Raw genomic sequence first — 11,102 nt, 5'->3', positions numbered from 1 at the left:
TCCTCCAGTGTGTGTACTGTGAGGGGGCGGCTATTTATATAGCCGTGTAGTGCAATCGAGAGGGACGAGTAAGCTGTCCCTCAACTTTTGTCGAGTTTTGTTAAATAAATGCTTGACTTTTATGAACTCCAGGAGTAAGATATAAAAGTCAGCTCCGATAGAGAGCGGAATTGAGGATTGTTAGCTCAGTTGGTAGAGCATCTGACTCTTAATCAGGCGGTCCAGGGTTCGAGTCCCTGACAATCCATCGTATCATGTACCGAGTAAGATGATGATTTACGATGAGTGAACATCACAACCTCCAGAAATGGCTGTTTCCCAGAATACTGGGAGACAGCCATTTTGTTATTTTTCTACTTTTTCCCCCATGGGGGATATTTCACGACAGGCCATTTTTCCTTGCGCAGTGCATCCATCAGCTCGGGTGATGCATGGACATTGTCTTGTACAAGCTGCTTGGGAGTTAAGGCCATCCATTGATTCAATGAGATGTCTTCAAAGCGATCGCTGCGAAAAATTTCAAGGAACCACAGGGTGTCTGTTCCGGTGTTCTGTACATAATGCCCCATTGCTACCGGTACATAGCCAACGTCGCCTGCCCGGACGTCGAAGGTCCGAGCGGTGCCGTTGCCCCCGAAGACAGTCATACGTCCTTGCCCTGTCAGGTAATATTGCCATTCATCCGCATTGGGGTGCCAATGTAGCTCCCGCATGGCTCCAGGAAGAATTTCGACTAATGCAGCAGCCACTGTCGTGGAAGCTGGAAAGTTCGTTGAGTCCACAATCCGTACACTGCCTCCGGGTGTGATGATCGGTGTCTGCTCCAAGAGTCGATATGTAAAGGAGAGCGGAACGGTCCCGTACGGTGAAGAAATAGCTTCACTACTAATGGGCCCGGGGACTGTATCCTGAAAAATATATACCTGCTCGTTGGGTCTGGCAGCAAAGGCCGTTTCCGGTACGCCAAAATTGGCAGATAGGATCTCAGCAGGGGTATGAGCGAACCAATCCGAGATCGACAGCGTATTGAGGTCTGAGAATGATCCGTCGTCAAATACGAGCAGGAACTCGCAGCCCTCCTCCAGTCCCTGGATCGAGTGAGGGAGTCCCTTGGGGAAGAACCATAAATCTCCTGGCCCGACATCCGCGATAAAATTACGCCCATTCTGATCGACAGATGTGACTCGTGCAGTTCCCCAGATCATATAGGCCCACTCCGATTGCTGATGCCAGTGTAGCTCCCGTACACCTCCCGGTGTCAGGCTCATGTTCACTCCGGCGAGCGTGGTGGCAATCGGCAAATCCCTGACGGTAATCTCACGGGACCAGCCGCCATGATTCAATTGCATATGAGTATCAGAGAAGGACATGCGCAGATTGGGAAGTAGCCCCGCATCGGTTGCGGGAGGGACGAGCATATCGGGGTTCTGGAGGTCCCTTAATACATCCCGGGGACCAAGGTCCAGACCACCTGCTCCGTCCTTACGAATGGGCTGTGGTACAATCCATTGTTTCTTTTCCGCGGGGGTCTTGCTTTTCGATATGTCATCGTTCATGCTACAACGCTCCTTTGAGGTCGGATGCCGCCAACATAAGCTACTGATATATAGGTATGAATTAGCGCCAGTCCGTTATGTTAAAAGGAGTAGTGAGCGATCTTTTCTGCAGTAATACAAAAAAACAGGACGGATAAGAATTATCGCGTCCTGCTCTGCCGCCCAGTTCCATCGGATATGGAGAATGAATAGTGGGATATAAGTATATTATTTCTTAATTTGCTCACCACTGAAGATCTGAAGTTCCATTGGCGCTGCCATGAATTCTGGAGCAATCTTCACGAAAGCTTGAAAGTGCTCGCTGCTATTATGCACTGCTGTAGCAGCCTCATCCTTCCATAGCTCAACCATGGTGTAACGATACTCCTGCTCCGTGCTCTTAGTCAGCTCGTAGCTAATGTTTCCTTCTTCCAGTCGGGTAGCAGCCACGAGGGGCTTTGCGGCAGCAAGGAATTGTTGTTCCTGTTCAGGTTTGATTTGCATGTGCGCATGAATAATAAGCATAATATCTCCTCTTTTCGCTAGAATGAATGTGAAGAATACTTGATATATCTGGTTATTATATACAAAGGTGAATTCATCAAGGGGATTGATGCATTCATCCAGTAACCACATTATGCCCAGGTTGTAACAGTCTCAACAGGCAGACGATAGGATGGGTAGCCTTCTTTGGCTGCTTTGCCAACGGTAATTAGCATAACCGGCTGGTAGCGGTCCTTGTCCATTCCGAAGGTTTCTGCAATGCGTGCCTTGTCATAGCCGCCAATCGGATTGGTGTCATACCCGTGTGCACGTGCGACCAGCATGAATTGCATGGAGACGAGTCCAGCGTCAATCAGGTTCACATCACGCAGATCAGCTGGGGACTGGTTCTCATAATATCCTTTAACTCTAGGAACCAGCGTATCCATCACCTCTGCAGGCATATACCCGCGTTTTACAGCTTCAGCATAAATGTTCTCCAAATACTCTACATTGTTCATATCCACGAAGACAGCAACGACTGCAGCGGATGTCTCTACCTGCGTCTGATTAAAGCTAGCCAGTGGCAGCATTTTCTCCTTGCCTTCTGGGCTGTCAATGACCAGGAAGCGCCAAGGCTGCATGTTGACGGAGGATGGTGCGCGCATTGCTTCCTCCAGCATTTCTGTCAGCTCTTCGCGGCTGATTTTGACCTCTGGATCGTAAGCCTTCACCGAACGGCGGCCGTAAGTCACTTCATTAAAATCGTTAGTTGCTTGGAAATTTCCCATGGTTCAACACTCCTTATTAGTTATATGTCTATTTGGTCTGACTTCTGTGAAAGTACATCGGTAGACGTTTTTCTTATTAATATTTGTGACCTCATGTACGGTTACCCGGAGCATGCATACATTTAAATATTATTCTGCATGCGCTGCAGATAATCGGCTAGCTGAGAGATTTCTTCTTCAGTAAAATTGTGTAGTAGCTGCCCCAGAAAGACCTCTTTTTCCTTGCGAAAGGCTGCTATTCGCTCTCGACCATGCTCTGATAGCTGCACGAAGGTAACACGCTGATCATCCGGCTTTTTGCTGCGGACAATCATCCCCTCAGCCTCCAGCTGCTTAAGGTGCCGAGTGATAGCTGCACTGTCGATATTAATTAGCTTTTGCAGCATCGACTGGTTAATCTCCTCCACTTGGCAGAGCTCATGCAGGATGTCTAATCTGGACGAACTGATCCCGGTACAACGCTCGAACTTCGGACTCATCTGGTTACCCAGTGTGTTCAGTAGGTATAGGACCTGTTCCTGGTCGTTAACTGGACGTGTCATGTTCCACCTCCTTAGTAGCTTCTATTAGTGCAGAGTGTCTTGTGACTGTCAGCTAATAGCCATCCAAGACCTGATACGAGACGACTCCTACGATCAACTGCGAATCTAATAAGCTGCAGGAGGATCGCAATGTAAAAGTCAAGGATTCTCTAATTAGGATTTTTCTGATAATATTACAAAATATATTCGTTGAATCATTAATATACATATCCGGACTATAACTTTGCCTGATGTCAAAGTAATCATGGATTGCCGAGCTATATATGACAGGCCTGTTCATGTTAGCTACTAGCTCATTCCTGCGCATGTTGTCCATGCTTGAAGAATAGAAGTCAGTGTACGATGTCAAGATTAGGTGTGGACATATAAATTCAGCTCACATCGTTCATGCTCTGCTGAACTGTTTGACCCATCAATACTTGACTCATCAATGTTTGATGCCTCAATCAATATATCATGTCTAAATCTGAAATGCAATAGTGCAGTTAACACACAATAGACTAGTAATGGAGTGGACATTAAATTATCAAAACTTTGTAATTTTCTTCACAATATAATCCATGTGCTTCTATTATAATTATCTAATTGAATAGAATGGGGCTGATCATGACTGGGGTTGCAAAAACGGAGGGTAGGTAAATTTTAATTGGCACCTATCCGTGAAAACGCTATAATTGGTAATAGGTACGACCTGAGGGGGATTTACATGAAAAAAGGAATCATGTTCTACAAAATCTTTTTACCGATTCTCGTGCTCGGTGTAACGCTTGTTATTAGCTTCGGCAGCTATATCTATATTTATACCACTAACTCAGTCATAGAGAGTGTTGCGAATGGCAAACAGAATTATATTACACAGATCAAGAACAATTTGGAGCAGAAAATTCAGACCATTGAATATGCCTTCAACACATATAGCACCACCAGCTCGTTTCGGGATGTCGTCCTGAGTCCAATTACAGAGAAAGATTTTATTGCATACAGGGACGTCAACACCCAATTGAATTATATTGCTACGATGGGTATGGAGGGAACGGAGTATTCCCTAATCAGTCTGGAGAAGAACTGGAAAGTAGCCAATGGCACGCTAAGTTACCTGTCCGACGAAGATCGTAAAGAGATGTTCGCTTCCTATATAGAGAATCAGAACAGCTCTCAATTCTGGGTAAAGACAGATGGAGGAATACAATTCGTAAATACATTACCTGTATTCTCTAAGAAAAAGCAGGCTATCGCACTTTCAGATATTTCTTTGCAAACGTTAAACAACTCCATTCGTTCCGGTGACGAGAACACCAACGTGTACATTCTGAATCGCCAAGGTGTTCTTATGTATGAGACGGCGCCGACGCCGGGGCTATTGTCGGATATCCAGCTTAAGCAGATTATGGAGTCGGTTGGAACAGAACCTGCCGGAGGGAAGCTCACGCTTGAACAACAACGTGGCGGACCTTTGATGATTATGTATTCCAAATCCTCTTATAATAATTGGACTTATTTGACAGTATTGAATCAGGAGGAGATCGCCAGTGCCCTAAAAGTGACCAAGTTTGGTCTGATTGCTATGGGCGTTCTACTGGTGTTGCTTATGGTGGTGGTAGCTTACATTATTGCAGTCTATTTCACGAAGCCCATCCAACAGATCAAGCGCAGTCTTCCCAAGAACACACAGGATGCAGCCAAAAATGAAATTGACTGGATTCTGAACTCAATAGACAACATCATTACCGAGAAGGAAAGCCTTGAGACTCTTATGGAGTCTGAGATGCCGCAGTTAGAGACTCAGCTCATCCTTAATCTATTCCGCAATAGAGTCACTGCAGAGGAGCTTGGACTCAAGCTGCCACGCCTGGGATATAGAGATATGGAGCACTACAGATTCATGACGGTGCTAGTTCAGCTGGATAATCTCGGAAAACGTGAGCCTACGGATATGGACGTGCTGCTAATAGCCATTAATAAGCTCACGGAGGAAGTGGTTCCTTCCGAACAGCGCATGCTCCCGATTATCCTGAATTCGAACACGCAGGCTACAATCCTGATGTTCAAGGATCTAAGCGAGCAGGAGATGAATAAGCAGGTGCTGGCTTATGCTAAATCCCTGATCAAGAGTGTTAAGGAATATCTTAATCTGTCTGTCAGTATTGGCATTAGCAAGGTCTATGATCAACTGCTTGAAAGCAAGGAAGCCTGCGAGATGAGTAAGCAAGCGCTCCATCAGCGTCTCAATCTCGGTAAGGAATCCATCATTTTCTATGAAGATATCTCTCAGGTCGTATCTGGACCTGTACTGGTGCAGTATCCTGCAGAGCTGGAGTCACAGCTATTCGATGCGATCCGTCTTGGGGATGAAGATATGGTTAGCCGATATCTTTATCCTTTGCTGGCCGAACTGATGAAGAAGAGTAAGAATTCCATGAATTTTGAAGTTATGCTAGTTCGACTGGTGAACAACCTGATCCAACTGGAGCAGACGCTTGGCATTGAGGTGCTCTTGACTCATGACAATCATGCTCTGTACCATAAACTACTGAGCATTCGCAATCCCGAGGAGATTGAGCGTTTGCTAGTGGACGAGGCGATCTTCCCGATGGTTCGATGTATGAAGGAGAAGACCAACAAGCAGTTCCGTGGGCTCTCAGAGCAGATTGCCGATATTATTCGCACGGAGTATGATCAGGAGCTTTCTCTTGAGATTATTGGCGATCGCCTTCATTACAACCCTAACTACTTGAGTAGTATCTTCAAGAAGGAGTTCGGGACGACCTTTAGTGATTACCTGATGAGCTATCGACTGGAAATGGCCAAGAAATGGCTGACAGAGACTGAGATGACTATTAAGGAAATTGCAGAACGGCTTCAATACCATAATCCTCAGAACTTCATCCGGTCATTCCGCAAGAAGGAGCTCGTAACGCCTGGTGCTTATCGCAAGATCAAGCAGGCCAATTAGATAATTTCAGTAGAATACTGAAGGAGCAGAGGCTTCCTGGAATTGTATGATTCCGTTGGAGGCCTCTTGTGCCTAGGCTCCTGCCGTCCTGCTTTCATTAGAAGCAGAACTCGTAGAGTAGTGCATGAGTGTAGTGTAGAGTGGTGCATTAGGTAGTGTAGTGTAGTGTAGTGTAGTGTAGTGTAGAGTGGTGCATTAGGTAGTGTAGTGTAGTGTAGTGTAGTGTAGTGTAGTGTAGTGTAGTGTAGTGAAATGTCCAGTGGATCGGGACTCGTGCTAGATCAGTAAGTCCTCAAAAAGAAAAGCAGCAAGTTTCTGATGATGTCGGAAACTTGCTGCTTGATGTCTTAACCTTTTACTGCACCCAGCAGGGCGCCTTTAGTGAAGTGTTTTTGTACGAATGGATAGGCAATGAGCATTGGTACTGTTGCAATTACGATAACGGCCATTTTGATCGTCTGTGCAGGTGGTATGACATCTACCGAGCCTGAATCTGCCTGCATACCACTGGATACGATGACTATCTGGCGGAGCAGGATTTGTATTGGCCATTTAGTCGAGTCATTAATGTAGAGAATCGCATTCATGTAAGTGTTCCAGTAAGTTACACCGTAGAACAGTGAGATCGTTGCAATGGATGGCAGGGCCAGCGGCAGCATGATTCGGAAGAAGACGACGAAGTCATTGGCACCGTCCATCTTGGCAGATTCCTCAAGACTTTCAGGGAGCGCCTGAAAGAAGTTACGCATAATGATCAAGTTGAAGGCATTAATGGCAACCGGGATGATCAGCGACCAGTAGGAATCGATTAGACCCATGCTTTTTACTACGAGAAATGTAGGGATCATACCACCGCTGAAGAGCATGGAGAACACGATGATGAAGTTGATAGCCCCACGTCCAACTAGGTACTGTCTGGACAGCGCGTAAGCCATAAATGCAGTTAAGACCATACTTACTAATGTACCTACTAATGTTACGCCAATAGAGACACTTAGGCCCTTGAAGATCGTTGGCGTGGAAAGAATGTACTGATAGGCATCCAACGAGAACGTAGTAGGGAATAGTATGAATTTCTTGGCTACTACCTCCTGAGTCGTTGCGAATGAGCTGGCGATAACGTTTACAAAGGGTAGTAGACAAGCGAGAGCGATAATGACCAGCAAGGAATTGTTCACAACCGTAAATATAAGGTTGCTTGCGGTCTGCTTTTTGAAGGATGCTGATGCCATGCGTTAACCTCCTAGAGTAGAAATCATTTATAAGTTAACTTTACCAAGCATGGGGGATTCCGTATATAATCCGCAGGCGAGATTGTCCATGCTATGACTGGTATCGAGCGGGGGCCTAACGGGATAATCATTATGTTGTTGGATAATCCTCAAATGATGTGTATACGGGAAAAACGCTGCAACCACAAGGGATCTGCAAGCGCTATCACGAGATGATTATGTACGGAATGCCAATGTTCCAGTAAGCTGAGGCATGTAAACGGAACGTTGATGAAGGAGGTTGCCCAGTGAAAGCAAATGTCACAGCTGTGGATGTGAACATTAAAAAGAAACGACGCACCAGCCAGTTCATGGGTATGAAACGAAACGCACTATTGTATCTCATGGTACTTCCCGGATTGATTTATTTCATCATCTTTAAGTACCTGCCGATGGGTGGTCTGATTATCGCATTTCAGGATTATCAGCCATACCTCGGAATCATGGGTAGTCCGTGGGTAGGATTGAAGCACTTTATTCGCCTCTTTACGGAACCAACCTTTTTTATGCTACTAAGTAATACACTGATTTTGTTCGCCTTGAACATCGTAATCTTTTTCCCGCTACCTATTATATTGTCTCTGATGCTGAATGAGGTGAGACACAAGCTCTTCAAGAACGTAATCCAGACGGTGATTTACATTCCTCACTTTATGTCCTGGGTTATCATCGTATCCATCTCCTATGTATTCCTGACAGTGGATGGTGGGGTTATCAATGAAATGATCGCTGCTCTGGGCGGGGAGAAAATCAGCTTCCTTACCTCTCCGGAATGGCTGCGTACCGTATATATCGGGCAGATCATCTGGAAAGAGCTTGGCTGGTCAACGATCATCTATCTGGCAGCTATTACAGTAGTTGACCCTCAGCTGTATGAAGCAGCAGAGATGGACGGAGCAAGTCGTCTGAGAAAGACATGGCACGTGACACTGCCAGCCATCCGTCCGGTTATTATCACACTGTTGATTCTCAAGATTGGGCATACACTGGATCTGGGCTTCGAGCATATGTACCTGCTCCTGAATTCACTGAACCGTGAGGTTGCCGAAATTTTTGACACCTATATCTATACAGCGGGTTTGCGTAACGGACAATTGAGCTTCAGTACCACCGTCGGTTTGTTCAAAGGCGTGGTAGGTCTGGTTCTGGTTGTGCTGTCCAATAAGCTCGCGAAGAAGATGGGCGAAGACGGAGTCTACTAAGATATTTACTACAGCAGGGGAGGATGTAAAATGATACAATTTGTGGAAACGGTCAATGCGTGGTGTATGAGGATACTTCGCTTGGTCTATCTGAACCTGCTGTGGACTGGCGGTACACTGCTGGGTCTGGTCCTGTTCGGGATCGGGCCGGCAACCATCGCTATGATGAGTGTGCTACGGCAGTGGATTCGCGGGAATGAAGAGGTTCCTGTATTCACTTCCTTCGTGAAGTATTACAAGGAAAGCTTCAAGGAAGGCTCTATACTCGGTCTGATCTATACGGTTGTCGGCTATGTGCTCTATATCGACTTGGCGAATATCAGTTCATGGTATCTGCGTGTCGTCATTTTTGTGGGGATTTTCCTGTATCTGATTTCACTGCTGTATATTTTCCCGCTGGTAAGTCATTATGACTGGAAGGGAATCTGGCTGAAGGTCAGAATGTCATTGATCATCGGATTCTCTAATTTACAGTATACCCTGGTGCTTATGGTGGGAATTGCCCTGATTTACTTCCTGATTCTTAATCTATTCCCTGGAATTCTTACTTTTGCCGGAGCGAGCCTGATCGGATATCTGGTCATGTGGATGACGCATCAGGTGTTCAGCAGAATGGAACGAAAAGCTGTGGCGAAAGAGGAAGATATAGCTTTGCAAAAATAATAAAGGGGCTGTAAACAAACATGAAGACAATGGTAAAGAAGTGTATGGCATTAATGCTCTGCAGCGGCTTACTATTGACGGCTTGTGCCGGTGGCGCGCAGGAAGGCGCTTCGAGCACGAGTGAAGGGGAAAACGGCAAAACCACGATTACATGGCTTAACATTCTGCACACAGCATCTCCACCTACAGACACGATTGTCGACAAGATTGAAGAGAAGACGAATACGGAAATTCAGTTCTCCTGGATTCCGGATGCCTCCAAGGAGGAACGAATTAATACAGCGCTTGCATCCGACTCGCTAGCTGACATTGTAACGCTAACGATGATGGATAATTCCTCAGTCCGTAATGCACTCAAGTCAGGGATGTTCTGGGAGGTTAGACCGTATCTCGATGAATTCCCGAACCTGGCAAAAATCTCGGAGGATACGCGTGATTCTGCATCCATCGCTGGCAAGCTGTACGGTGTTCCATTCCAGAAGTCGCTTGCTCGTAACGGGGTAACGATCCGTAAGGATTGGCTCGACAAGCTGGGGCTTGAAGTACCGAAGACTACCGATGAACTGATGGCTGTGGCCAAAGCGTTTGCAGAGCAAGATCCAGATGGTAACGGTAAAAAGGATACAACGGGATTCGTAGACCGGAATGACCTAATCTATGGTGCCTTCAAGACACTCGGCTCTTACTTCGGAACTCCTAACAACTGGAAAGTTACTGAAGACGGTAAAATGATACCGGAGTTCGATACAGACGAGTATGTGGCTACCATGGATTATATGAGACAATTATATGAGAGCGGTTACATTAACCAAGACTTTGCAGTTACAGCCAAGACGGATCAGCAGCAAAGCTTCGCTCAAGGGAAGGCCGGTATCTATGTAGGTGCCCTGTTCGACAGTAAGAACCTGCTGAATATGGCTAAAGGCATTCAGGATGATATGGAGCTCGTGGTTGTTAACAACATTACTACCACTGGTAATGATGCAGATCGTGCGATCTGGGCAGCTAACAATGGTATTGGCGGCTTGCTGGCATTCCCGAAATCCCAGGTGAAGGATGAAGCTGAGCTGAAGCGCTTGCTGAAGTTCGTCAACGACCTGCTGGATGAAGAAGTCTACGCGTTAATGACGTACGGCATTGAAGGCGTTCACTATACTGTGGATGCTGAGAAAGCTACTACGATCACGAACAATGAGCTGTGGCAGCAAGAGGTGCAGCCGCTGTCTGCAAGCCGTCCGAAGGAATTTGGTTACGAGATTCACGATGCAGATCCGTTGAAGAAAAAAGCGGATGAACTGATTCTCGACAATGAGAACTACGCTGTGCTGAACCCGGCCTATTCGCTGGATTCCGATACATTTACAACACAGGGCTCTGAGTTGCAAAAAATCATCACGGATGCAACTTACAAATATATTCTTGGCAAGTCTAGTCTGGAGGAGTTCAAGGCATCTGTAGAAAACTGGAAAAAATCCGGTGGTAATGCCATTATCCAAGAGTATGAGGCTGCCTACAAAGCAATTCAGAACTAGTATTTTTGCATAAATACGACTAGCGACTTTCAAGCTCATGCTCAATCCACAATGAATAGGTCAAGGTACATTTTTTGATCTATTCATTGTGACCGATAGCGCTATGCTCCGAATGATGCAAAAATGCTGA

9 protein-coding genes and 1 tRNA gene are annotated in these 11,102 nt (G+C 46.0%); 5 read left to right on the top strand and 5 right to left on the bottom strand.

Going from position 1 to position 11,102, the window contains the following annotated elements; all coding sequences use genetic code 11:
- Window positions 1-174 precede the first annotated feature (174 nt).
- Window positions 175-247 (top strand) — tRNA-Lys (locus D328_RS0115875).
- Between the two features lie 106 nt (window positions 248-353).
- Here the strand turns inward: D328_RS0115875 and D328_RS0115870 are convergent.
- The 4 genes from D328_RS0115870 to D328_RS0115855 form a co-directional block, all read right to left on the bottom strand.
- Complete coding sequence (locus D328_RS0115870; RefSeq protein WP_018886008.1) at window positions 354-1,556, bottom strand: oxalate decarboxylase family bicupin; 1,203 nt, start codon at window positions 1,554-1,556, stop codon at window positions 354-356.
- A gap of 207 nt (window positions 1,557-1,763) precedes the next feature.
- Window positions 1,764-2,060, bottom strand: a complete 297-nt coding sequence (locus D328_RS0115865; protein WP_025680620.1) for a putative quinol monooxygenase — start codon at window positions 2,058-2,060, stop codon at window positions 1,764-1,766.
- A gap of 110 nt (window positions 2,061-2,170) precedes the next feature.
- A complete protein-coding gene (locus tag D328_RS0115860) occupies window positions 2,171-2,809 on the bottom strand; it encodes a nitroreductase family protein (RefSeq protein ID WP_018886006.1) in 639 nt (212 codons plus the stop codon).
- A gap of 122 nt (window positions 2,810-2,931) precedes the next feature.
- The gene (locus D328_RS0115855; RefSeq protein ID WP_018886005.1) at window positions 2,932-3,351 is read right to left on the bottom strand and encodes a MarR family winged helix-turn-helix transcriptional regulator; all 420 of its coding nucleotides are present in this window, start codon (window positions 3,349-3,351) and stop codon (window positions 2,932-2,934) included.
- A gap of 706 nt (window positions 3,352-4,057) precedes the next feature.
- Between D328_RS0115855 and D328_RS0115850 the strand changes: the two genes are divergently transcribed.
- Window positions 4,058-6,304, top strand: coding sequence for an AraC family transcriptional regulator (locus tag D328_RS0115850; RefSeq protein ID WP_018886004.1), 2,247 nt, complete (start codon window positions 4,058-4,060; stop codon window positions 6,302-6,304).
- Between the two features lie 347 nt (window positions 6,305-6,651).
- Here the strand turns inward: D328_RS0115850 and D328_RS0115845 are convergent, their stop codons facing one another.
- Entirely contained in the window at window positions 6,652-7,536 is an 885-nt protein-coding gene (locus D328_RS0115845; RefSeq protein WP_018886003.1) for a carbohydrate ABC transporter permease, read from the bottom strand.
- Window positions 7,537-7,886: 350 nt separating this feature from the next.
- On the opposite strand from D328_RS0115845, the gene D328_RS0115840 reads away from it, so the two are divergent.
- The 3 genes from D328_RS0115840 to D328_RS0115830 are packed head-to-tail and all read left to right on the top strand — an operon-like array spanning window position 7,887 to window position 10,972.
- Entirely contained in the window at window positions 7,887-8,777 is an 891-nt protein-coding gene (locus tag D328_RS0115840) for an ABC transporter permease (RefSeq protein WP_081625292.1), read from the top strand.
- A gap of 30 nt (window positions 8,778-8,807) precedes the next feature.
- Complete coding sequence (locus D328_RS0115835) at window positions 8,808-9,440, top strand: YesL family protein (protein WP_018886001.1); 633 nt, start codon at window positions 8,808-8,810, stop codon at window positions 9,438-9,440.
- Window positions 9,441-9,460: 20 nt separating this feature from the next.
- Complete coding sequence (locus tag D328_RS0115830) at window positions 9,461-10,972, top strand: extracellular solute-binding protein (RefSeq protein ID WP_018886000.1); 1,512 nt, start codon at window positions 9,461-9,463, stop codon at window positions 10,970-10,972.
- Window positions 10,973-11,102 lie beyond the last annotated feature (130 nt).

The sequence above is a fragment of the Paenibacillus massiliensis 2301065 = DSM 16942 genome (assembly GCF_000377505.1).
GTDB lineage: Bacteria > Bacillota > Bacilli > Paenibacillales > Paenibacillaceae > Paenibacillus > Paenibacillus massiliensis.
The sequence above is the reverse complement of the archived record's forward strand: the minus strand, read 5'-3'. Positions and strand labels throughout refer to the sequence as shown.

Bases quoted from the DNA above. Each gene is read 5' to 3' on its own strand.
- D328_RS0115850 (WP_018886004.1), top strand. From the start codon at position 4,058: ATGAAAAAAGGAATCATGTTCTACAAAATCTTTTTACCGATTCTCGTG.
- D328_RS0115830 (WP_018886000.1), top strand. From the start codon at position 9,461: ATGAAGACAATGGTAAAGAAGTGTATGGCATTAATGCTCTGCAGCGGC.
- D328_RS0115865 (WP_025680620.1), bottom strand. From the start codon at position 2,060: ATGCTTATTATTCATGCGCACATGCAAATCAAACCTGAACAGGAACAA.
- D328_RS0115870 (WP_018886008.1), bottom strand. From the start codon at position 1,556: ATGAACGATGACATATCGAAAAGCAAGACCCCCGCGGAAAAGAAACAA.
- D328_RS0115835 (WP_018886001.1), top strand. From the start codon at position 8,808: ATGATACAATTTGTGGAAACGGTCAATGCGTGGTGTATGAGGATACTT.
- D328_RS0115855 (WP_018886005.1), bottom strand. From the start codon at position 3,351: ATGACACGTCCAGTTAACGACCAGGAACAGGTCCTATACCTACTGAAC.
- D328_RS0115840 (WP_081625292.1), top strand. From the start codon at position 7,887: ATGGGTATGAAACGAAACGCACTATTGTATCTCATGGTACTTCCCGGA.
- D328_RS0115845 (WP_018886003.1), bottom strand. From the start codon at position 7,536: ATGGCATCAGCATCCTTCAAAAAGCAGACCGCAAGCAACCTTATATTT.
- D328_RS0115860 (WP_018886006.1), bottom strand. From the start codon at position 2,809: ATGGGAAATTTCCAAGCAACTAACGATTTTAATGAAGTGACTTACGGC.